The organism is Microbacterium sp. NFH-22A-Y, from assembly GCF_021401375.1.
In the GTDB taxonomy this organism is placed as follows: Bacteria; Actinomycetota; Actinomycetes; order Actinomycetales; family Microbacteriaceae; genus Microbacterium; species Microbacterium hominis.
The window spans coordinates 34,134-54,790 of the sequence record NZ_JACBGF010000002.1 but is presented as its reverse complement, the minus strand read 5'-3'; the positions used below and the strand labels follow the sequence as shown (position 1 = coordinate 54,790).

Annotated in this window: 22 protein-coding genes; 20 read left to right on the top strand and 2 right to left on the bottom strand. The window is 67.9% G+C overall.

Annotation, left to right across the window (positions count from 1 at the left end; translation table 11 throughout):
• Nucleotides 1-3: 3 nt before the first annotated feature.
• The 14 genes from L0965_RS06235 (at nt 4) to L0965_RS06170 (ending at nt 13,071) form a co-directional block, all read left to right on the top strand.
• On the top strand, nt 4-672 hold the full coding sequence (locus L0965_RS06235; protein WP_045246904.1) for a thioredoxin domain-containing protein: 669 nt from the start codon (nt 4-6) through the stop codon (nt 670-672).
• Nucleotides 672-1,691 carry an NAD(P)-binding domain-containing protein gene (locus L0965_RS06230; RefSeq protein ID WP_101305215.1) on the top strand — a complete coding sequence of 340 codons (1,020 nt, stop codon included), beginning with the start codon at nt 672-674 and terminating at the stop codon, nt 1,689-1,691. Before L0965_RS06235 ends, L0965_RS06230 begins: the two co-directional genes overlap by 1 nt.
• A gap of 13 nt (nt 1,692-1,704) precedes the next feature.
• Nucleotides 1,705-2,421: a copper resistance CopC family protein gene (locus L0965_RS06225; RefSeq protein WP_048809232.1), complete on the top strand. Its 717-nt coding sequence runs from the start codon at nt 1,705-1,707 to the stop codon at nt 2,419-2,421.
• On the top strand, nt 2,418-2,693 hold the full coding sequence (locus tag L0965_RS06220) for a zf-TFIIB domain-containing protein (protein WP_045246902.1): 276 nt from the start codon (nt 2,418-2,420) through the stop codon (nt 2,691-2,693). The genes L0965_RS06225 and L0965_RS06220 overlap by 4 nt, the downstream gene beginning before the upstream one ends.
• Before the next feature lie 77 nt (nt 2,694-2,770).
• Nucleotides 2,771-3,304, top strand: coding sequence for a signal peptidase II (locus L0965_RS06215; protein ID WP_045246901.1), 534 nt, complete (start codon nt 2,771-2,773; stop codon nt 3,302-3,304).
• Nucleotides 3,301-3,636 (top strand): DUF6804 family protein, encoded by a 336-nt coding sequence (locus L0965_RS06210; protein WP_045246900.1) that lies wholly within the window; start codon nt 3,301-3,303, stop codon nt 3,634-3,636. The genes L0965_RS06215 and L0965_RS06210 overlap by 4 nt, the downstream gene beginning before the upstream one ends.
• On the top strand, nt 3,633-4,232 hold the full coding sequence (locus tag L0965_RS06205) for a TlpA disulfide reductase family protein (protein ID WP_045246899.1): 600 nt from the start codon (nt 3,633-3,635) through the stop codon (nt 4,230-4,232). Before L0965_RS06210 ends, L0965_RS06205 begins: the two co-directional genes overlap by 4 nt.
• Nucleotides 4,229-4,996 (top strand): cytochrome c biogenesis CcdA family protein, encoded by a 768-nt coding sequence (locus tag L0965_RS06200; RefSeq protein ID WP_045246898.1) that lies wholly within the window; start codon nt 4,229-4,231, stop codon nt 4,994-4,996. Before L0965_RS06205 ends, L0965_RS06200 begins: the two co-directional genes overlap by 4 nt.
• A complete protein-coding gene (locus tag L0965_RS06195; protein WP_045246897.1) occupies nt 4,977-6,665 on the top strand; it encodes a cytochrome c biogenesis protein ResB in 1,689 nt (562 codons plus the stop codon). The genes L0965_RS06200 and L0965_RS06195 overlap by 20 nt, the downstream gene beginning before the upstream one ends.
• Entirely contained in the window at nt 6,662-7,603 is a 942-nt protein-coding gene (locus tag L0965_RS06190; protein WP_045246896.1) for a cytochrome c oxidase assembly protein, read from the top strand. The genes L0965_RS06195 and L0965_RS06190 overlap by 4 nt, the downstream gene beginning before the upstream one ends.
• 3 nt (nt 7,604-7,606) lie before the next feature.
• Entirely contained in the window at nt 7,607-9,226 is a 1,620-nt protein-coding gene (gene lnt, locus L0965_RS06185; RefSeq protein ID WP_101305216.1) for an apolipoprotein N-acyltransferase, read from the top strand.
• Nucleotides 9,227-9,539: 313 nt separating this feature from the next.
• Entirely contained in the window at nt 9,540-10,556 is a 1,017-nt protein-coding gene (ccsB, locus tag L0965_RS06180) for a c-type cytochrome biogenesis protein CcsB (protein WP_045246027.1), read from the top strand.
• Nucleotides 10,557-10,685: 129 nt separating this feature from the next.
• Entirely contained in the window at nt 10,686-12,665 is a 1,980-nt protein-coding gene (locus tag L0965_RS06175; protein WP_101305217.1) for a cytochrome c oxidase assembly protein, read from the top strand.
• Between the two features lie 10 nt (nt 12,666-12,675).
• A complete protein-coding gene (locus L0965_RS06170; protein WP_045246023.1) occupies nt 12,676-13,071 on the top strand; it encodes a DUF4307 domain-containing protein in 396 nt (131 codons plus the stop codon).
• A gap of 39 nt (nt 13,072-13,110) precedes the next feature.
• Here L0965_RS06170 and L0965_RS06165 read toward each other — a convergent pair whose 3' ends face one another.
• Nucleotides 13,111-15,147: a heavy metal translocating P-type ATPase gene (locus L0965_RS06165; RefSeq protein WP_048809453.1), complete on the bottom strand. Its 2,037-nt coding sequence runs from the start codon at nt 15,145-15,147 to the stop codon at nt 13,111-13,113.
• A gap of 78 nt (nt 15,148-15,225) precedes the next feature.
• Here L0965_RS06165 and L0965_RS06160 point away from each other — a divergent pair, with 78 nt between their 5' ends.
• The 6 genes from L0965_RS06160 to L0965_RS06135 all read left to right on the top strand — a co-directional run bounded on the left by L0965_RS06160 (nt 15,226) and on the right by L0965_RS06135 (nt 20,191).
• On the top strand, nt 15,226-15,558 hold the full coding sequence (locus tag L0965_RS06160) for a helix-turn-helix transcriptional regulator (RefSeq protein WP_045246029.1): 333 nt from the start codon (nt 15,226-15,228) through the stop codon (nt 15,556-15,558).
• A 449-nt stretch (nt 15,559-16,007) separates the two neighbouring features.
• The gene (locus tag L0965_RS06155) at nt 16,008-16,964 is read left to right on the top strand and encodes a hypothetical protein (protein ID WP_005054599.1); all 957 of its coding nucleotides are present in this window, start codon (nt 16,008-16,010) and stop codon (nt 16,962-16,964) included.
• A gap of 2 nt (nt 16,965-16,966) precedes the next feature.
• Complete coding sequence (locus L0965_RS06150; protein WP_005054597.1) at nt 16,967-17,473, top strand: hypothetical protein; 507 nt, start codon at nt 16,967-16,969, stop codon at nt 17,471-17,473.
• Nucleotides 17,474-17,486: 13 nt separating this feature from the next.
• Nucleotides 17,487-18,776 (top strand): ThiF family adenylyltransferase, encoded by a 1,290-nt coding sequence (locus tag L0965_RS06145; RefSeq protein WP_005054595.1) that lies wholly within the window; start codon nt 17,487-17,489, stop codon nt 18,774-18,776.
• Nucleotides 18,773-19,294, top strand: coding sequence for a Mov34/MPN/PAD-1 family protein (locus L0965_RS06140; protein ID WP_052323164.1), 522 nt, complete (start codon nt 18,773-18,775; stop codon nt 19,292-19,294). Before L0965_RS06145 ends, L0965_RS06140 begins: the two co-directional genes overlap by 4 nt.
• Nucleotides 19,295-19,459: 165 nt before the next feature.
• A complete protein-coding gene (locus L0965_RS06135) occupies nt 19,460-20,191 on the top strand; it encodes a DUF6602 domain-containing protein (RefSeq protein ID WP_005054591.1) in 732 nt (243 codons plus the stop codon).
• Here L0965_RS06135 and L0965_RS06130 read toward each other — a convergent pair.
• The gene (locus tag L0965_RS06130; RefSeq protein WP_234057957.1) at nt 20,188-20,511 is read right to left on the bottom strand and encodes a hypothetical protein; all 324 of its coding nucleotides are present in this window, start codon (nt 20,509-20,511) and stop codon (nt 20,188-20,190) included. The two genes, L0965_RS06135 and L0965_RS06130, sit on opposite strands and share 4 nt — an antisense overlap.
• Nucleotides 20,512-20,657: the final 146 nt, after the last annotated feature.

The window sequence follows — 20,657 nt, the reverse complement described above, 5'->3', positions numbered from 1 at the left end:
CCGATGAAAACCCCTGTGAAGGCGACGCTCGTCACCATTGCCGTTGTGGTGGTGATGGTGATCGCCGCGTTGATCTATGTCCTTGTCAATCAGAGCCAGTCCGCTCCACCTTCATCTGGGGGCGGTGACGCATCCCCGCAGGTGGTGCGGGAGAGCTCGCATGTCCTCGACGACGGCGGGGAGGGCGCTGTCACCCTGGTGGAGTTCCTCGACTTCGAGTGCGAGGCGTGTGGCGCGTTCTTCCCGATCGTGGAGGATATGCGGGAGCAGTTCGCTGGGGAGATCACGTATGTGGTCCGCTACTTCCCGCTGCCCGGTCACTTCAATTCGAAGAACGCGGCGGTCGCGGCGGAAGCGGCCGCGCAGCAGGACCGGTTCGAGGACATGTATGTCCGGTTGTTCGAGACGCAGGCGGAGTGGGGTGAGGCGCAGGAGTCTCGCGCCGACCTGTTCCGTGGCTTCGCGGAGGAGATCGGTCTGGACATGGCCGCCTATGACGCCGCCGTGGCGGACCCGGCTACGGCGGAGCGGGTGGAGTTGGACTTCGAAGAGGGCCAAGCGCTCGGGGTGAGCAGCACGCCGACGTTCTTCCTCGACGGTGAGCTGCTCGAGCTGCAGGAGTGGGACGACCTCGAGAACGCCATCCAGGCTGCGGTGAACGGTGGCCGGTGATGCGGGCGGGTTTGACGCATCGGCGGGCGATCATCGTCGGCGCCGGGCAGTCTGGGCTCGCGGTTGCCGCGGCTCTGGCCGCGGAAGGGCTGCGGCCGCAGCACGAGTTTGTGGTGATCGACGCCGCCAGCACGGGGCAGCGTTCCTGGTCCTCACGGTGGCATTCGATGGAGCTTCTCAGCGACGCCCGGCATAGCGCGCTGTCTCCGCGGCGGCTGCTGGGTGACCAGCGCCGGCATCCGCGAGTGGACGAGATGGCGGACTACCTCACCTTCGTGGAAGCCGGGCTGGGCGTGGAGACGGTCTGGGGCATCCAGGCGACCGGGGTGGAGCATCGCGGGAACGGCTCGACTCTGCTGCTGTCGACGACGGCAGGGGAGGTGCAGACCCGCAACGTGATCTGCGCGACGGGCGCGGCCGCGCACCCGCGGATTCCGGAGTGGGCGTCTCTGCTGACGATGCCCGGGGTGGTGCTGCACAGCAGCGAGTACCTGTACCCGAAGCAGATCCCCGTCGGCGACGTGCTCATCGTGGGCGGCGGGAACAGCGGTGTGCAGCTGGCCCGCGAACTGTCCGCGTCGCACACCGTGACGCTGCCCGTGCGAACCCGGCGGCAGCATCGCCCCGCGATGAGCTATCCCGCCGCGGCGGGGGAGAGGGTGCCGCTGTTCTCGCGGGAGCGTCGCCCCGAGCCGATCTTCGGCGACAGCTATGAGCAGCTGCGCCGCGTCGGGGTCACGATCGCAGCTGCGGTGCAGGACGCGGCCGGCGCCGGGGTGACCTTCGCCGATGGCACGCAGGCATCCCCCCGCTCGGTGATCCTCGCCACCGGCTACACCCCTGGCGACGACTGGCTCCCGGAACCGGCCCGCGTCGACCGGCCGCGGCGCACCCTGACCGGCCTGCCCGGGCTGTTCGTGGCGGGGATGCCGCAGTACGGCGGCCGCGGCTCCGACACCCTCGCCGGGGTCTGGAAAGACGCGACGACGATCGCCCAGCACATCATCAACCGGCCCTGAAAGGACCACCGCCTTGACCACCGTCACCGACCACGAACACCCGCACCGATCCGGCTCACGGAGACGCATCCTCCTCCTGTCCACTCTGACGACGCTGCTGCTGGCCGCCGGGCTCCTGTTCGCCACCGCGGCGCCCGCAGCCGCGCACGATGAGATCGTCTCCTCCTCCCCGGAAGCCGGATCCACGGTCAGCGTGGTCCCGGAGGAGATTTCGCTGACGTTCAGCGGCGAGATCCTCACCGATTTCAGCGCCGTGATCATTGAGGTGGTCGCCCCGGACGGGCAGAACATCGCATCGGGGGATCCGGTCATCGACGGGACCACGGTCACCCAGGCGGTGACGCCTGGTCAGGCGGGCGTGTACACGGTGCGGTGGCGGGTCGTGTCCAGCGACGGGCACCCGATCAGCAACGAGTACCAGTACACCGTCGAAGCGGTCACCGTCCCCACCAGCGCCCCTACCCCCGAAGCGACCGAGGAGCAGACACCCGACCCGTCTCCCACATCTGCCGCCAATACGTCCGGAGAGGTTCACAACGGGCCATCCGGAGGTGGGGAACTCCTCCCCGTCCTTGCGGTCCTGAGTGGCGTAATCGTGCTGGGCGGCGCGCTGGTGGTCGTGCTCATGGTGGCCAGAGAGCGTCGTCGCCGCGACCGAGCAGCCGCGGCCGCGGCCGCCGCGGATGGTGGAACCGCCGACGACCAGCAACAGAAGGAGAACCCCTCATGAAATGTCCGGTCGACGGGACCGCCCTGCTGATCACGGAACGCTCCGGGGTCGAGATCGACTACTGCCCGCAGTGCCGGGGCGTCTGGCTGGACCGTGGCGAGCTCGACAAGATCATCGACCGCGCCGCCGACCTTGCCGGCGGCGGCCGGCAAACCAGCACCGCCCCCTATCCGCGCGAGGGCGACCACCGTTCTGACCGCGACAGGGATCATCACGGTCGCTCCGGGCGTCGGCGGAAGGAAGGGTTCCTCGGTGACCTCTTCGACTTCTGACACCAAAAACCTCTTCCTGATAGCCGGTCTGATGACCGGGTTATCAGCGGCCCTCGCGAACGCAGGAGGAGCCGCTGATGGTTCGTGAGCAGACCCGGCGGTTCGCGGTCGCGTGCCTGGCCGCCGCTGTGGTGGTCCTGGTCGACCAGGCGACGAAGGCGGCCGCACTGGGAGGGTTGAGTCAGGAGGAGCGGATCCCGCTGCTGGGGGATCTGCTTGGGCTGCAGCTCGCGTTCAACCCCGGCGCGATCCTCTCCCTCGGAGCCGGGGTCACCGGGCTGCTCACTCTCCTCGGGGTCGGTGCCGTGGTGCTGCTGGTCGTCGCCGCCGCGCGGGCGCGGACCGGATGGTGGGCGATGGGGATCGGCCTGATCCTCGGGGGCGCGATCGGGAACCTGATCGACCGGCTGTTCTCCCCCCCTGGGTTCGGGGTCGGGCACGTCACCGACTTCCTCGCCTACGGGAACCTGTTCATCGGCAACCTCGCCGACGTCGCCCTCGGTGCCGGCGTCATCGTCCTCGGCCTGAGCCTGTGGACCCGACACCGCCGCTCCCGCGTCAGCGCGGACAGCGCGGCGCCTGCGACGGGCTCCGTGGTGAGCGGGTCATGATGGCGAAGCAGCGGACCTCGTCCGTATACCAGCGCAACGCGTTCGCGCCGGGGCTGCTCGCGGCGGCGGTGTTGTTCCTCGCGCCGGTACTGATGGGCGGGGACTGGTTCACCGTTGTGCTGTTCGTCGCCGCGATCTTCGCGGTCATCGTGGGGTGGTTCGCGATCCAGGCGCGGCAGTGGTGGTGGTTGCCTGTGTTCGTCGTGATCGCCGTGATTTGGAACCCGGTGTTCCCGTTCCCGTTCACCGGCCCGGTGTGGACTGCGGCGCAGCCGGTCGCCGCGGTCGTGTTCCTGGTCGCCGGCGCCCTGATCAAGGTCAAGCGCGCATGATCCGCCGCCGCGTCCTTGCCGCCATGACGCTGGTCGCGGCGCTGCTGCTGGCCGGGTGCACGTCCAGCGACTCGCTCGCGCAGCAGTACCGGGACGGAAGCGAGAAGGGCTACATCGCCGGTGACTTCCAGATCGTCGAGATCCCGGATGCCGACCGCGGGGAGCCGGTGGTGTTCGAGGGCGTCACCGAGACCGGGGAGACGGTGTCCAGTGACGACTACCGCGGCGGGGTGCTGGTGGTGAACTTCTGGTACGCCGCGTGCGGGCCGTGCATCGTCGAAGCCCCGATGCTCGAGGAGGTCTGGCAGGAGTATCAGGACCAGGGCGTCGCGTTCCTCGGGGTGAACACCTACGACCAGCCAGCCACCGCACTGTCGTTCGCCCGTGACAACAACGTCACCTACCCGAGCGTGATCGACGTGAACGACGGACGGGTCAAGCTCGCGTTCGCGCAGGTCACTCCGATCCAGGCCACCCCCACCACCTTGGTCATCGACCAGGAGGGGCGGGTCGCGGCGCGGATCATCGGGCAGTTGGCCAGCGCGTCGATCCTGTCCACCCTGGTCGCCGACACCCTCGCCGAGGACACCTCATGAATCCGGGAGCGGTGATCGTCGACGGCGCCCTGTGGGTCGCGATCCCGGTCGCGATCCTCGCCGGGCTGGTGTCGTTCGTGTCCCCGTGCGTGCTGCCGCTGGTGCCTGGCTACCTCGGCTACCTCGGCAGCACCACCACGACGACCGCGGCCCCCACGCTGGACGGGGGGCGCACGGTGACGGCGGAGCGCGCGCGGCTGCTGCTGGGCGTGACATTGTTCATCGCCGGGTTCACCGTGGTGTTCGTCGCCGTCACGATCCTCGGCGGCACCTTCGGGTACCTGCTGCTGCAATACGCCAATGTGCTCACTCGCGTCTTCGGGGTCGTCATCATCGCCCTCGGCCTGGTGTTCCTCGGCTTCTTCGGCATTGCCCAGCGAACCCTCCGCCCTCGCGCCCAGGGTAGGACCGGGCTGATCGGGGCGCCGCTTCTCGGGTTCGCGCTCGGCGTCGGCTGGACCCCCTGTATCGGCCCGACGCTCGCAGCGATCATCTCTATGTCGTGGAACCTCGGTGACCCCGCCCGCGCGGGCCTGCTCGGGCTCGCGTACTCGCTGGGCCTGGGCATCCCGTTCCTGATCCTCGCGGCCGGATGGGGGTGGGCGTCCCGATCGGTGACGTTCCTGCGCCGCCACATCCGCGCCCTGAACATCATCGGCGGGGCCATGCTCATCGCCCTCGGCCTGCTGATGGTGACCGGGCTGTGGACGGCACTGATGTCGCAGCTGCAACAGGTGGTGATCAATGTCCCCCTCCCGCTCTGACACCGGCATCGACGTCACCGCCGACCCGCTACGCCCCGGCGACCACGCCGACAGCGAATCCGCGACGGAGATCACCCAGCCGGCGCTGGGCATCACCGGGTGGTTGCGGTGGGCATGGCGGCAGCTGACCAGCATGCGCACCGCATTGGTCCTGCTGCTGTTCCTCGCGATCGCCGCCGTCCCCGGGTCCCTGTTCCCGCAGCGCAGCGCCGACCCCAACGGTGTCATCCAGTGGGAGCGGGACAACCCTGACGTGTTCCCCCTCGCCGATGCGGTCGGCCTGTTCGACGTGTACCTGTCGCCGTGGTTCTCCGCGATCTATCTGCTGCTGTTCACCTCCCTGATCGGCTGCGTGATCCCGCGCGCCAAGCACCACTACAAGGCGCTCCGCTCCCGCCCCCCTCGCACCCCGGCCCGGCTGTCGCGGCTCTCGGAGTACCGGGAACTGACCTTGCCGAGAGAGGAAGGGAGGACCGACCCGGCCGCGCACGCGATCGACGTCGCGGCAGAGCAGCTGCGCAAGGCCGGATACCGGGTGGAGCGATACGACGCCCGCGGAGCCGCGTCGGTGTCGGCCGAGCGCGGCTACCTGCGCGAGACCGGCAACCTGATCTTCCACGTCGCCCTCGTCGGCGTGCTGGTCTCGGTCGCGATCGGCGGGTCGTTCGCGTATACCGGGCAGCGGGTGGTGGTGGAGGGCACCACGTTCGTGAACGCGCTCAGCGACTACTCCTCGTTCAACCCCGGCCGTTTCGTCGACGGCACGGGCCTTGCCCCCTACTCGCTCACCCTCGACGACTTCCAGGTCTCCTACCGGCTGCCCGGCACCCCCGGCGCAGGCCAGGCCGGAGACTTCTCCGCCGACATCACCATCCGCCAACCCGGGCAGGACGATCGGGCGCAGAGCGTGATCGTGAACTACCCGATCACCGTCGACGGCGATCGCATCTACCTGCTCGGCAACGGCTACGCCCCCACCCTCACGATCCGCGACGCCGCCGGCGAGGTGGTGTACAGCGAGTCGCAGCCGTTCCTGCCGCAGGACTCCAACATGACCTCGCTGGGCATCATCAAGATCCCGGACGGGCTGCCCGAACAGGTCGGGCTGGTCGGGTTCTTCTACCCCACCCAGGGGGTGTTGCCCTCCGGCGCGTTCACCTCCGTCTACCCGGACGTGGTCAATCCGGTGCTGACTCTCAACGTGTTCAGCGGGGATCTCGGCATCGACGACGGCACTCCGAGGTCGGTGTACACGCTCGAGGTCGACGGGCTCACCCAGCACACCGGCGGCGACACCGCCGCCGACTCCCTTGAGCTCACCCCCGGCGCCACCGTCGACCTGCCGAACGGGTGGGGCACGATCACCTGGGAGGAGGTCACGGCGGAGGAGCCGGTGAAGCGGTTCGCGTCGCTGCAGATCCAACGCGACCCCAGCAGCGGCTGGGTGCTCGCGTTCTCCGTGCTCGCCACCCTCGGCCTGTTCGCCGGCCTGTTCGTGCCCCGCCGCCGGCTCTGGGTGAAAGCCCGCACCACCCCGGATGGTGTGCACGTCGAGTACGCGGGACTGGCCCGCGGCGAAGACCCCGCTTTGGCGCGCGCCGTCGACGAGTTCGCGACCCGCCACGCGCACGCCCTCGGCGTAGACCAGCCTGCGAAGGACACACCGTGACGACCGTGTGGATCCCGGACGCCCCGCCGACCCTCGGCGGGTTCCTCACCCCGGCCCCGCTTCCGGCTCCGGTGCTACCGCTCCTCGCGGGACTCCTCGCGGTCGCCTACCTGGCCGGTGCGATCCGGATGTGGGTCCGCGGCCGCGGCTGGCCGGTGTGGCGGACGGTCAGCTTCCTGCTCGGCTGCGTCGCCCTCGCCGCGGTCACCGGCCTGGCGGTGGAGAACTTCGGGTACGCCCTGTTCTCGGTGTTCATGTTCCAGCAGCTCACCCTGATGATGGCGATCCCGCCGCTGCTGGTCCTCGGCTCTCCCGGCACCCTGCTGCTGCGCGCCACCCCGCACCACGGCCCAGGTCTCCTGGTGCTCCGCGCCGCGCACGCCGGGCTACGCAGTCGCACCGCACGGTGGCTGCTCAGCCCGTGGCTGGCGGTGCCGCTATACCTGGCCGCGTTTTACGGTCTGTACCTGGCGAACTTCGCCGATCCGATCCTGTCCACCGTCACCGGCCATACCCTCCTCGAGGTCGGGTTCCTGGTCGCCGGGATGCTGTTCACCATCCCGATCCTGTCGTCGGACCCGCTGCCGGTGCGGATGAGCCACGGCGGCCGCGCCCTGGACGTGTTCGCCGAGGCCGCCCTGCACGCCTTCTTCGGCGTCTTCCTGATGATGGCCACCACTACCCTCATCGACGGGTTCGCCGGCCCGACGAGCGCGCTGGGCATCGACCCGATCGAAGACCAGCGCCTCGCCGGCGGGCTGGCCTGGTCCTACGGCGAGGCCCCCACCTTGCTGATGCTCATCTACGTCATGCACCGCTGGTTCCGCGACGACACCGCCCAAGCGGTCGCCGCCGACCGTCGCGCCGACGCACACGGCGACCCTGAGCTCGACGCGTACAACGACTACCTCACCCGACTCCACCAGAAAGACACCTGACCGATGCGCACGCCTTTGCCGACACCCGCCCCGGCCGCCGCGCCGGAGCAGGAGACGCCGCGCCGCACCGTGGCGGCATGGTCGCTGCCGGTGTGGGCGGCGGTGCTGGCATCCGCGGCCGCCGGCCTGCTGCTGGATCTCGCCTCCGCACCGGTGGGGTGGTGGCCGTTGACGTTCGTGAGTGTCACGGTCGCCCTGGTGGCCCTGATCGGCCGCAGCATCGGCGGGGCGCTGCTGGTCGGCACTGTGTTCGGCGCCGTGTTCTACACGACCCATCTGGTGTGGGTGGGGGAGTTCCTCGGCCCGGTGCCGTGGCTTGCCCTCGCCGGGCTGGAAGCGGTCCTGTTCGGCGCGGGCGCGGTGCCGATCGCGCTCGCCTACCGGTGGACCGCCCGCTATCCGGCCCGCGGCCTCGTGCAGCTGCTCGCGGTACCGCCGCTGATCGGGGTTCTGTGGACGGCCCGTGAGGTGGTGATGGGTGCGTGGCCGTACTCCGGGTTCCCGTGGGCGCGCCTCGGGATGACCCAGGTGGGCGGCCCGCTCGCGGAGGCCGTGTCGTGGACGAGCGTGACCGGCCTGTCCCTGCTGATCGTCATTCTGTGCGCCTCTGTGGTGCAGTGGATCCGCGCCGGCGGCATCCGCTTCATGCTCGGGTTGCACCCTGCTGTGAGCGTCGCCGCTCTCCTGGTGATTGCGCCGCAGTTCCCCACCGCGCCGGCCGGGGAGTTCCGCGTGGGATGGGTGCAGGGCAACGGCCCCACCGGGTACTTCGACGACAAGGTGCCCGGCGACGTCCTGGCCGCGCAGACCGCCGCCACGGTGCCGCTGTACGGGCAGCCGATGGATCTGCTGGCCTGGCCGGAGGGCGGCGTCGACGCCGACCCGCTCAGTGATCCCGCCGCCGCCGAGGCGTTGGACCGGGTCGTGCGCTCGGCCGGGGCGCCGTTGCTGATGAACGCCGCCACCACCCGCGGCGACGATGTCTTCAACACGTCCCTGCTGTGGACCGCGGATCCCACGGGCCGGCAGTGGCACGACAAGGTCAACCCGGTCCCGTTCGGCGAGTACGTGCCGGACCGGTGGTTCTACGAGCTGATCGTCCCCGACCTGGTGGGCTTGATCCAACGCGAATACACCCCCGGCAGCAACCCGCCGCTCGTGCAGGTCGGCGACGTCGGGGTGGGGTTGGCGATCTGCTTCGACGTGATCTACGACGCCGTGATCTGGGACGGTGCCCGCGCCGGCGCAGAGGTGTTCGTGTTCCAGACCAACAACGCCGACTTCCGCGGCACCGACGAGAACCTGCAGCAGCTCGCGTTCGCCCGGATGCGCGCCATCGAAACCGGCCGCGCGGTCGTCAACGTCTCCACGGTGGGCACCAGCCAGGTCATCACCCCGGACGGCACCACCGTCGACAGCATCGGCGTCGACACCGTTGACGCGTCGATCACCACCGTCCCGCTGCGCACCGGACTCACCCCGGCGGTGATCCTCGGTCCCTGGCTCACCGCTCTCATCGTCCTCGCTGCCGCCGGCGCTCTCACCGCGGCGGGGTTCTCCCACCGTGCCCGCACGCGTGCGGCCGCCGCAGATCGTTCGACTGATCCGGGGAGGCACCCATGAACCCGCCACGGATGAGGCCTGCCGGAGGTCGACTGGCCTGGTCGCTGCGAACGCTGGCGACGGGCAGCGATCTCACCCTTCCTGGTGACCTGACGGCGGAGGAGTGTGGGTGCGCGCCCACGCCCGCGGAGAGCCGCGCATTCCGGGCCGGGGTGAGCCGGCGCACTCTGCTGACGGCGGGAACATTGAGCGCGGCCGTGGACTCGCTGGCCTGGCTGGAAGCGAACGCGGGCTGACCGATGTGCACGGATCTACCGCGCCACCCCGCTCGCGGGCACCCCCTGACCGCAACGACGAAGAGGACGACCCTGCCATGACCGGAACCGACGCGCTCTCCCTCGACGGCATCTCACTGCTGCTGGTGTGGACGGCGATCGCCACCTACCTGCTCGCGTTCATCGCGTACACCATCGACCTGGCCGGGCGCTCCGTCCCCGCCAGCGTCCCGCAGCGGGAGCCGGTCCTGGCCGGCGCTACCGCACGGGCGGGCCAGCAGACGGACAACGCCCAGAGTGGGTCGGTGGACAGTGTTCGCACGCCGCCCGCGCAGCGTCAACGGCTGCTGTGGGCGCGGATCGGGACGTCGCTGACGGTCCTCGCGTTCCTGTTCCACCTGGCCGGCACCATCCTGCGCGGCATCGCCGCGGAGCGGGTGCCGTGGGCGAACATGTACGAGTTCGCGCTGACCGGCACGGTCTTGATCGTGGCCGTCTACCTGCTGGTGCTGCGCCGCTACGACCTCCGCTTCCTCGGTGCGTTCCTGATCGGCATGGTGGTGCTGCTGCTGGGTGGCGCGACGGTCTCGTTCTACGTCGAGGTCGTTCCGCTGATGGATCCGCTCAAGAGCGTGTGGCTGGTCATCCACGTCTTCGTCGCGTCCCTGGCCACCGCCCTGTTCGCGATCGCCTGCGGCATCTCCATCACCCAGCTCCTGCAGGCCCGCCGGGAGCGCCGCACCCGAGCATCCTCGGACACTGCCCGCGCCGACGGTCTTGGGTTTCTGCGCACTCTGCCCGCCGCCGACGTGCTCGAGTCCCTCGCGTACCGGTTCGCGATCGTGGGGTTCGTGTTCTGGACGTTCACCCTGATCGCCGGCGCGATCTGGGCCAACGACTCCTGGGGTCGCTACTGGGGCTTCGATGTCAAGGAGGTGTGGACGTTCGTGATCTGGGTGCTCTACGCCGGCTACATCCACGCCCGCGCGACCCGCGGCTGGCGCGGCACCCGCTCCGCCTGGCTGTCCATCATCGGGTTCGTCGCGGTGCTGTTCAACTTCACGATCGTGAACATGTTCTTCCAGGGCCTCCACTCCTACTCCGGGCTCACATGACCCCGCGCCCCTGCCCCGCCCTCTTGCCCGAGCCGAAAGCACGCACATGACCCCGATACTCTCGATTCCCGCCACCACGGGTGCGGATGCCACTGAACGCGGACAGCGGTCACTCCGACCGCGACAGGAATGACTCCTCGCGTCTTGCGGGTCGCAGGGCCTGCGATCCTCGGCGGGGTCGCACTCATCGCCTTGGTCGGGGCGTTGTGGTTCGGTGGGGGTGCTGCGCAGATCCCACTCGGCGACGCCGGCCCTGTTGTGCGCTGGGGGCTTCCGGTCACGAAACTGGTCGTGAATCTCGCCGCCGCGGGCATGGTCGGTGTGCTCGTGACCGCCTTGTTCACGCTGCGGGCCGGTGAGCGCGAGTTCGACGTCGCCCTCGATACCGCGTCGATCTCTGCAGCCCTGTTCACCCTGGCCGCGGGCGCGACCGGGTTCCTCACGCTTCTCAGCGTGTTCAACCCGGCCATCGACGCAGGCCCCCAGTTCGGTGCCCAGCTCGGCCGGTTCCTCGTCGAGCTCGAGGTCGGCAGGACATGGCTGATCACGACGGTCGCCGGCGCCGCCCTCACCGTCCTGACATTCGCCGTGCGGTCCTGGGTCGGGACGCTTCTGGTCGCCCTGGTGGCGGTGGCCTCGCTCGTGCCGATGGGCACGCAGGGGCACTCCGGCGATGACGCCTTCCACCACGAGGCGATGATGGCGCTCATCCTGCACATCATCGGCGCCGCGGTGTGGCTCGGCGGGCTCCTGCTGCTCATCGCCGTCCGTCCAGCCCTCGACCGTCGCCGCATCCCCGATCTCGTCGCCCGCTACTCGAGCATCGCTCTGGCCGCGTTCGTGCTCGTCGCCGTGTCCGGCACGGTGCGCGCCGCCATCGGCCTGCAGGAGTGGTCCGATCTGCTCTCGCCCTATGGCGCGATCTTGGGCATCAAGGTCGTCGCGCTCGTCGGCCTCGGCCTCTTCGGGGCGTGGTACCGCACCCGCCTGATCGGCAGGATGCGCAGCTCCGACGCGGCATCCCGCCCTTTCTGGATGCTCATCGCGTTCGAGCTGGCACTGATGGGTGTGGCCAGCGGCGCCGCCGCAGCGCTGGCCCGCACTCCGCCACCGAACCCGGCCCCGCTTCCCGAGATCCCCTCGCCGGCAGAACGCCTCACCGGTGCCCCGCTGCCCCCGGAGCTCACGATCGAACGGTGGGTCACCGCGTGGAACGTGGACATGTTGTGGGCGGTGCTCGCCGGGTTCGCGATCTTCTTCTATCTCGCCGGGGTGTGGCGGCTGCGCCGGCGCGGCGACGCGTGGCCTGTGTATCGCACGATCATGTGGGTCGCCGGCATGGTGCTGCTGGTCTGGGTCACCGGCGGCGTCGTCAACGTCTACCAGGACTACCTGTTCAGCATGCACATGGTGGGGCACATGCTGCTCACGATGGCGATCCCGGTGCTGCTGGTCGCCGGCGCCCCGGTGACCCTCGCCGCCCGGGCGATCCGCAAACGCGACGACGGCACCCGCGGCGGGCGGGAGTGGATCCTGTGGGCGGTGCATTCGCCCGTCGCCCGCATCCTGACGAACCCGTTCGTCGCGGCCGCCCTGTTCATCGGCTCACTGTGGGTGTTCTATTACACCGACCTGTTCCGCTGGTCGCTGTACGACCACCTCGGCCACCAGTGGATGATCGCGCACTTCCTCATCACCGGCTACCTGTTCGCGCTCTCCCTGATCGGCATCGACCCGGTGCCGTGGCGGCTTCCCTACGCCGGCAGGCTGCTGCTGCTCATCGGTGTGATGGCGATGCACGCGTTCTTCGGCATCGCCATCATGATGCAGTCGGGGCTGATGGTCGCCGACTGGTTCAGGTCGATGGGTCGCACCTGGGGTGTCACACCGCTCGAGGATCAGTACACCGGCGGCGGTATCGCGTGGTCGATCGGTGAGATCCCCACCCTGATCCTCGCGATCACGGTCGCGATTCAGTGGAGTCGCAGCGACGACCGCGAGACCAAGCGGCGAGACCGGCACGCCGACCGCACCGGCGAAGCCGAGCTCGAGGCCTACAACGCACGCCTCACCGAGCTCGCCGACCGCGATGCTCGCAGCCGCAGATAGGGCGCACTACGTGACGACGAAAGAGGAGCTCGCCGACCGCTACGGTCGGGGACCGCGGCCCATCCGCCGCCGCGTGTTCTGGGTCACCGTCGCGACGGCGGCAATCCTGTCTGTCGCCGGGCTTTCGTGGCTGACTGTCTCGAACTCGCTCGACGACGTCGGATTCGACGAGACCGGATACGAGCTGGTCGATGCGCGCACCGTGACCGTATCCTTCCAAGCCACGCCACCCGCTGGGACGTCGTTCGCATGCGCGGTGCAGGCATTGGATGAGGACTTCGGCATCGTCGGTTGGCGGGTCATCGAGTACCCCGCGTCCGAGGAGATCACACGAGCACTCGTGGAGACCATCCCGACCGTCGCGCAGGCAACGACCGGCACCGTGCAATCCTGCTGGGCCACATAGCCGCGCAAGGGAGGCCGTCGCCTGCGCCGGCTGAGTCTCTCAAGCGGTGGGCCTGTCTTCGTGGTCGATGCCGTGGTGCTCTTTGCCGCGCTCGAAGTTGAGCAGGCGGAGTGCGTTGCCGACGACGATCAGGGTGGAGCCTTCGTGGATGAGTACGACCGCGCCGATGTTCAGGCCGAGGAAGGTGGCGAGGATGAGGAACGCGACGATCGCGAGGCTGGCGATGAGGTTCTGCCGGATGATGCGGCTGGTGGCGCGGCTGAGCCGCACGGCGAACGGGACGCGGCCGAGGTCGTCGCTCATCAGCGCGATGTCGCAGGTTTCCAACGCGACGGTGGAGCCGGCGGCGCCCATCGCGATGCCGACGTCGGCGCGGGCCATCGCGGGGGCGTCGTTGACGCCGTCGCCGACCATCGCGATCGGTCGGTGGGTTTCGGCGAGGCGGGTGATCTGAGCGACTTTGTCCTCGGGGAGCAGTTCGCCGATCGCGGTGTCGACGCCGACTTCCCGGCCGACCGCGTCGGCGACGCGCTGGTTGTCGCCGGAGATCATCACGAGCTGCCCCACGTTCGCGCCCCGGAGCGCGCTGAGCACCTGGGCGGACTCCGCGCGGGACGCATCCATCACGCCGACGATGCCGAGGAACCGGTCGCCACGGCGGATGATCATCAGCGTCTGCCCGGAGTCCCGCGCCTGCGTGTACGCGTCGGCGAGCGTGCCGGTCAGCGCGAGTTGCTGCTCGTCGAACATGCGCAGGTTGCCGACGTCGACCCGCTCGCCGTCGATCGTCGCCGTGACGCCACGCCCGACGACCGCGTTCAGGTCTGTCGCGGTGAGGCGCTCGGCCTGGGGGACGCGGGGCTCGAGGTCGCGGACGATCGCCTCGGCCAGCGGGTGATCGCTGAGCGCTTCGACAGCGACCAGAGTGCGGATCAGCTCGGACTCGGGCACGTCGGCGGCGGGGGTGACGGACGTCACCCGGGGGGCACCCCAGGTCAGGGTGCCGGTCTTGTCGAACGCCATCGCCTTGACCCGCCCGAGCGTCTCGAGCGGGGCGCCGCCCTTGACGAGCACCCCGGCACGCGCAGCACGGGCGACCCCTGCCAGCACCGCGGCCGGGGTTGCGATCGCGAGCGCGCAGGGGCTGGCGGCGACGAGCACGGTCATGGCGAGGTAGAACGCGTCGGGGAACGGTTGCGCGAACGCGAGCCAGGAGATCAGGAGGGTGACGGCGACCCCGAGGATCACGGCGGGCACGTACCAACGCTGGAACCGGTCGATGAACTGCTGTGTGGGGGAGGCGGCCTGGTCGGCGGAGCGGACGAGCTCGACGACCTTGCTGAGCGTCGAGTCCGCGGAGGTCGCGGTGACCTCGACCTCGAGCACGCCGGACCCGTTCACGGTGCCGGCGAACACACGGTTGGCGGCGGGCAGGGTGTCGACGGTGCGCATCGCCCGCTCCGGGTCGGCCACCGGCTCCTTCTCCACCGGAATCGACTCCCCGGTGACCGCGGACTGATCCACCGCGGACACCCCGGAGATCACGAACCCGTCTGAGGGAATGCGGGAGTTCGGGCGGATGACGACGATGTCCCCGACGACGATCTCCTCCACCGGCACCTCCACCGGCTCGTCCCCGCCGCGGCGCACCAGGGCGCTGCGGGGAGCGAGCTCGGCCAGGGACTCGATGGACTTGCTGGCACGGCTGAGGGCGTATTCCTCGAGCGCGTGGCCGAGGCTGAACAGGAACAGCAGCACCGCCCCTTCCGCCCACCGGCCGATGAGGGCGGCGCCGATCGCGGCCACCAGCATGAGGAAGTCGACCTCGAACTTCCCTCGCATCGTCGAGGCGATCGCGGTGCGGAACGTGAAGAACCCACCGAAGAAGTAGGTGGCGAGGAAGAACACCAACGGCCACCCGACCATCGGCAGCCCCAACGCGAACTCGGCGATCATCCCGCCGGCGTAGGTCACGCCCGCGGCGATCGCGAACCACAGCTCCCACCGGGCCGAACCGTGGGAATGGTCGTGCGTCTCCGCAGCGGGCGCGGTAGTCGTCGGGGAAGAAGCAGTCATGCGACCAGGATACATCACAAGATCATGATATATTGTAGTTGTGAATGATTATCGTGGTCGGAGGGCACAATGGTGAGCATGGCCGGTACTGAGACGCGTCGGGAAGCAGGCACCCTGTCCGTAGCGGATGCTGAGCGTCTCGCCGAGATCATGCAGGCACTGGCGTCACCTGTGCGGCTGCGCATTCTGAGCGCGCTGAGTGTTCAGCCGAGCACCGTGACCGACCTCAGCGAACAGCTGCACATCGGACAGACGACCACATCGAACCATTTGCGGCTGCTGCGGCATCTGAGCCTGGTCCTTGGCACGCGCGACGGCCGGCACATCCACTACTCGCTCTTCGACGACCACGTCTCCGAACTGCTCGAGGAGGCCATCGGGCACCTCGAGCATCTGCCCGGCGGAGGATGACGCCTGCCGGAGCTCCCCGATTGACGAGAGTATTCCCGTTCACGTCGGGGGGCGCTGCTGCGGCCGGGGAGAGCGCGTCGCTGCCGGTTCGGACACGCTGCATGGTGTGTAGCCGATCGCCGCGACGGCCATGAGCTCTTGTAAGAATCCGCCACTACTCGCGGAATCCTGAACCCGAAACCCCAGCCAACTACCGTGGAATCGCGGCATTCCTCGCCATCTCGAGCGGGAACCTACAGTAGGTGTAGGTTCTCGGCGAAGATGGCGGATTCTCAGATGAAGTGGCGGACAAATGGCGGATCCGCCATGTTCCTGAGAACGCTGCATGTAGTCGGACGTGAGGGCGCCGAGTATGCGGGACGAGAGACGGCGACTCTTCCGCAAGATGTCCGAGGTCGGCCGTACGCTGAATCAGCGCCCGCACCCGGGCCGCTGGGGAGAGGTGCTCCATGACGGTTCTCGAGTCTTTCGCTACCCTGCAGTCGGTTGTCGACGCGGATGTGAAGGTCGTGCAGATTGCCCGTGACCGTCGCGACACCTTCACGTCCGCGTTGCTGACCGCGCCGGATGTGAAGGTGGTGTGGGGGTCGGGTTCGCTCGCCCGCAGCACCCAGCTGCAGCCGGTGCATGATGTGGATCTCGTGGTCGAGTTCGATCAGGACGAGCACCCGGACTGGGGCGAGGACGGGGGCTCTGCCGAAGAGGCGATCGAGCGTTGCCATGATCTGGTGAACGATCTCCTCTCCGTGTCCCACGGATCGCGCGCGCAGCTGGTGCGCCTGATCCGCACCGCCGACCGCAATCGCGCCGCGAAGTGTTTCGTCGATCCGCCGGAGCAGGACAACGCGTTCACTGTCGATGTGATGCCAGCGTTGCGACGTCCGGACGGGATCCTGATCCCGTTCAAGAAGGAGGAGCGCTGGTCGCTCGCAGACCCTGAGTACCTCATCAACGAGGTCGCACGGCGGCAGCAGGACTGGTCGTTGTTTCGCCCGCTGGTCCGGGTCCTCAAGTACTGGTCGCGTCAGCATGAAGATGTGACCGGCACGGTCAAGTCGCTCGTGATGGAGGTTCTCGCGTTGGACTGCCTGTCGGTGAGCAACAACCGACCCGAGGCGTTGAAGAACTTCTTCGTCAACGCCTCGACGCACTCCTTGCGCGTTGAAGATCCCGCGGAGCTCTCCGGGTTGATCCAGCCGAGTCTGGACGTGGCCGGTCTGCGCAGGTCCCTAGAGGATGCAGCAGCTGACGCCGTCGCGGCGCTTCGGGCCGTCGCCTCCAATGATCAGCCGGCCGCGACACGTCACTGGCAGTCCGTCTTCGGGACTGCGTTCCCGCTCGTACTGCCTCCCGGTGGAGCGGGAGAGACTGGGCCGCGTCCGGTTCGCGATTCCCCGCAGGGCTGACCTTGATCCTCCGCAGCTGGTGGGAGGATGACCCGGGTCGTCTCGCGCAGGAGATCGACGACATCGGTTCGGTGGCCCCCGCCCTCGAGTGGACGCCCGAAGGTGCCGGTCACTTCAGCGGCGCACTCCCGGTATGGCCATTCACACGACCCGAACCAGCCGGGCTGTCAAACCTCGTCGACCAGCCGCTGCGCGCGCGGGTCGCGTACGGGCACGGCTTCCCCGCGGTCCCACCAATCCTCTACCCTTTGGAACCGCAGCCCGACGTCACCCTGCGAAGCTTCACCCAGTACCACGTGCTCCCCAATGGCGGCCTCTGCCTGCTCCGTGATGCCGACCAGTGGGACCTCTTCTCGCGGACCAGCGATCTGATCCTGAAAGCGTCGGGATGGATGATCGAGTTCGCCCTGTTTCAGCGCGGCAAGATCCCGAACATGACAGTCAACGGCATCGTCACCGACGAGCAACTCGATCACTTGATCACCGCGACCGCGGAAGAGACAGCGTGACCGAGCACAGCGCATGAGTGGCGAGAACTGGCTGGTGCTGTTGCCCACCGAAGCGATGGAGGTCATCGACAAGTCGTACGCGTGGGGCAATCTCACCTGCCGTCTGTCCGCACCGGACAAGGCCGCCATAGTCGTCGCCCTCTCGAACGAAGACTCGGACCTCGTCCATCTCACGGAGGATCCCGACCACTTCCTCACGGTCGCCGACTTCAATCGCGTCGGCCACTGGTACCGAGTGCCGGCGGACGCCGCGTTTTGCGCGTACCTTCTCACCCACCAACACGCGACAATGCCCTTCGACGCCTTCCAGACCCTCGTCCCGCAGGCGATCGCACCGCTTCCCGGCCAATGGCACATCGCCGTGACCTTCTGTCCCGACCCTCCGGAGATCCGCGATGGGGAACGGCTTCCGGCCTGGTCGGCGTGGACGATCTCGAACGACACCGTCCGCCCCATTTCTTTGGACATCCAGGACGGAACCCAGCATGTGACCGCCCTTGGAAGCCTCTGGCCAACCAGCCTCCTCTCGACCTCGCGGGCGCTCCTGCTAGGCGCCGGCAGCATCGGAGGAGCCGCAGCCGAAGCACTCGCAAGCTACGGAGTTGGCCACATCGACCTGGTCGATCCTGACAAGATCCTCTTCCACAACGTTCCCCGGCACGTCCTCGCTGCCGCGAGCGTTGGAATGTCCAAAGTGGATGGATTAAAGGCATCCCTGAACAGGCAGTGGCCGGAAAGCAACATCAGCCCATGGCCCATCGACCTCACCGCCAACGCCAACATCACCCGACCCCTGATTGACGCCGCCGACATCATCATCTGCACCGTCGACGGAGTCGAACCCCGACGCGTCGCAAACTACCTTGCACGCCGTGCGGGCAAACCGATTGTGTTCGCCTGCGTCCTCGCCGACGGCAGATACGGAGAGATTCTGCGCATCCGTGCACTGCCCGAGGTCGGATGCCTCGACTGTCAGCGTCGATACATGCGCGACAACGGAATGATCGATCCCGAACCGAGCCTGGACCGAGGCTACGGGGACGGCACCCGACACAACCCGATGACCGCAATAGGTGGAGACCTTCACCTCGTTGGGAGCATCGCAGCGAAAGTCGCCGTCGCGACTCTCTTGCAAAACGCCGGTGAAGTCGATCAGACCCTCACCGATGACAACCTCGTCATCGCCCTCCGCCCATCACCCGGCTACGCCGCCCCCTTCGATGCGCGACGAGCACTCCACCCGCACTGGTCCTCCGCGACGCCCCCTTACCCGGACTGCCCCGCATGCCATCGCCACCCGTGAGCTGGACCGTCGGTATCACCCAGGGTGCGCTCACATCGATCAGAACGATCATCGCGAGAAGCGACCCCACGCTCGAAACCGGCGGTGCACTCTTCGGACACGAAAACGCCCTCGTCATTACATCCGCCTCCGCACCCGGTCCGAACGCCGTCCACCAACCCGGCTACTTCCTCCGTGACCTCGAATACACCCAACTCGCCGCGGACCGCGCCCACAAGGTCGACCGCTCACAATGGATCGGAGAATGGCACACCCATCCCAACGGTCCGCCAGAACCCAGCCCGCTGGATCTCAACACCTACATCTCCCACCTCGTCGACTTGGAACTTCGCTTCCATCGATTCATCGCGCTTATTGGGTCACCGAATCCCCGCCCGCACCTGAGCGTATGGGTGCTCGCGCAATCGCCAGACGGCATCGAACTCCACCGTGCCGCGCTCGCACTCACAGCAACCGATCAGGGCTCGCGGAACCAGATGCCACCCGGCGAAGCCACTGAAGTCCAACATCGAAGTTGAGGTTTCACCAGTACCGGCCGCTGCCCACATCATTGCTGACCGCTATGCGCGACGGGTAGAACTACGTCGTGGACCTACACAAAGCGCGTGGCGTCCGAACACGAACATTCGACACCATCCCCGCGGGCGATCTCCCAGCCGCGTCCATTGAAAGCGAGACCACCCATGTCCGAACCGTTCGACCTTGCCAAGGCATATACGGCGAAGCAGGACCACATGCTCACAGGGCTGGGGCTCATGCCGCAGTTCACAGATCATCCCGGCACCAAGGGTGACGCCACCGAGGAGCAATGGGTCAGCGTGCTCCGGGAGTTTCTTCCCCAGCGATACGGGGTCGGGCCAATCTTCGCAATCGACTCCCTCGGGCAACAGAGCGGACAGATCGACATTGCGATCTTCGATCGACAGTACTCGCCCCTTTTTTTCGAGCAGGGCGACGTCCGCTTCGTGCCGGTCGAGAGCTTGTACGCCGTTTGTGAGGTGAAGCCCAGAATGAACAAGGAGAACCTCGACTACGCCCGGGACAAGGTCGCCAGCGTTCGCCGACTTCACCGCACCTCAGCGGAGATCCGGCATGCAGGCGGTACGTATCCAGCTCAGGATCCGGAAGCCAAGCCGATCCTGGGTGTCTTTCTCAGCACGGATCTTGATTGGGGAGATATCCGCGGTGCTGCAGCTGTGGGCTCGATCACCGAGCCTCAGCCCACGGGGCTCGATCTCGGCATTGCTGTCCGAGGAGGCGCCTTCGATCAGACTGACGGGGTCGCGTACTCCCCAGGAGGACAGGAACTGATCTGGTTCGCGACGCGTCTGTATCGCGCACTTTCCCGGCTGGGAACAGCTCTAGCAATCGATCTGGATGCCTATTACGTTCCGCTGCAGTCCCCAGGCAGTTAGGAAGCCGTGCGCTCGGCCGATGCGGCTTCCCGGTCGGCGGCGTAGCGTCGCGCGGCTTCCCACCAGTAGTTGTCACGGATCCGGTAGAGCAGGGTCCGCTCTACGGGCACGCGTCCGACGAACTCAAGGAAGTGTGCGTCGCGGAGCTTGTGGATCAGTGGGTGGACGATGCTCCCCAACAGTCCAGTCGCTTCGACGATCTGCTTGGGAGAGAAGGTGTCGCCTTCGAGGGCGGCGATCTCTATGACGACAGCGTTCATGTAGCTGTTGCCGAAGAACAGCCGCGACTCCGCTGGTGCGATCGGCTCCACTATCGTCATGCCCCGAGTTTCGCATACGTCACCGACGTCCGGCACGTGCGCGAGGTGATTCCGAGGCGACTTCCTTCCCGGTGTTGTCTATCTGACGTACACAACTTGATTCTGGTCGTTTCGAGAGTACAGTGAATGTGACATTCACTAGAACG

What these genes read in the sequence shown, in the direction of transcription:
- L0965_RS06235 (WP_045246904.1), top strand. Translation starts at nt 4, where the DNA reads ATGAAAACCCCTGTGAAGGCGACGCTCGTCACCATTGCCGTTGTGGTG.
- L0965_RS06230 (WP_101305215.1), top strand. Translation starts at nt 672, where the DNA reads ATGCGGGCGGGTTTGACGCATCGGCGGGCGATCATCGTCGGCGCCGGG.
- L0965_RS06220 (WP_045246902.1), top strand. Translation starts at nt 2,418, where the DNA reads ATGAAATGTCCGGTCGACGGGACCGCCCTGCTGATCACGGAACGCTCC.
- L0965_RS06215 (WP_045246901.1), top strand. Translation starts at nt 2,771, where the DNA reads ATGGTTCGTGAGCAGACCCGGCGGTTCGCGGTCGCGTGCCTGGCCGCC.
- L0965_RS06210 (WP_045246900.1), top strand. Translation starts at nt 3,301, where the DNA reads ATGATGGCGAAGCAGCGGACCTCGTCCGTATACCAGCGCAACGCGTTC.
- L0965_RS06205 (WP_045246899.1), top strand. Translation starts at nt 3,633, where the DNA reads ATGATCCGCCGCCGCGTCCTTGCCGCCATGACGCTGGTCGCGGCGCTG.
- L0965_RS06200 (WP_045246898.1), top strand. Translation starts at nt 4,229, where the DNA reads ATGAATCCGGGAGCGGTGATCGTCGACGGCGCCCTGTGGGTCGCGATC.
- L0965_RS06195 (WP_045246897.1), top strand. Translation starts at nt 4,977, where the DNA reads ATGTCCCCCTCCCGCTCTGACACCGGCATCGACGTCACCGCCGACCCG.
- lnt (WP_101305216.1), top strand. Translation starts at nt 7,607, where the DNA reads ATGCGCACGCCTTTGCCGACACCCGCCCCGGCCGCCGCGCCGGAGCAG.
- ccsB (WP_045246027.1), top strand. Translation starts at nt 9,540, where the DNA reads ATGACCGGAACCGACGCGCTCTCCCTCGACGGCATCTCACTGCTGCTG.
- L0965_RS06175 (WP_101305217.1), top strand. Translation starts at nt 10,686, where the DNA reads ATGACTCCTCGCGTCTTGCGGGTCGCAGGGCCTGCGATCCTCGGCGGG.
- L0965_RS06165 (WP_048809453.1), bottom strand. Translation starts at nt 15,147, where the DNA reads ATGACTGCTTCTTCCCCGACGACTACCGCGCCCGCTGCGGAGACGCAC.
- L0965_RS06160 (WP_045246029.1), top strand. Translation starts at nt 15,226, where the DNA reads ATGGCCGGTACTGAGACGCGTCGGGAAGCAGGCACCCTGTCCGTAGCG.
- L0965_RS06155 (WP_005054599.1), top strand. Translation starts at nt 16,008, where the DNA reads ATGACGGTTCTCGAGTCTTTCGCTACCCTGCAGTCGGTTGTCGACGCG.
- L0965_RS06145 (WP_005054595.1), top strand. Translation starts at nt 17,487, where the DNA reads ATGAGTGGCGAGAACTGGCTGGTGCTGTTGCCCACCGAAGCGATGGAG.
- L0965_RS06135 (WP_005054591.1), top strand. Translation starts at nt 19,460, where the DNA reads ATGTCCGAACCGTTCGACCTTGCCAAGGCATATACGGCGAAGCAGGAC.
- L0965_RS06130 (WP_234057957.1), bottom strand. Translation starts at nt 20,511, where the DNA reads ATGACGATAGTGGAGCCGATCGCACCAGCGGAGTCGCGGCTGTTCTTC.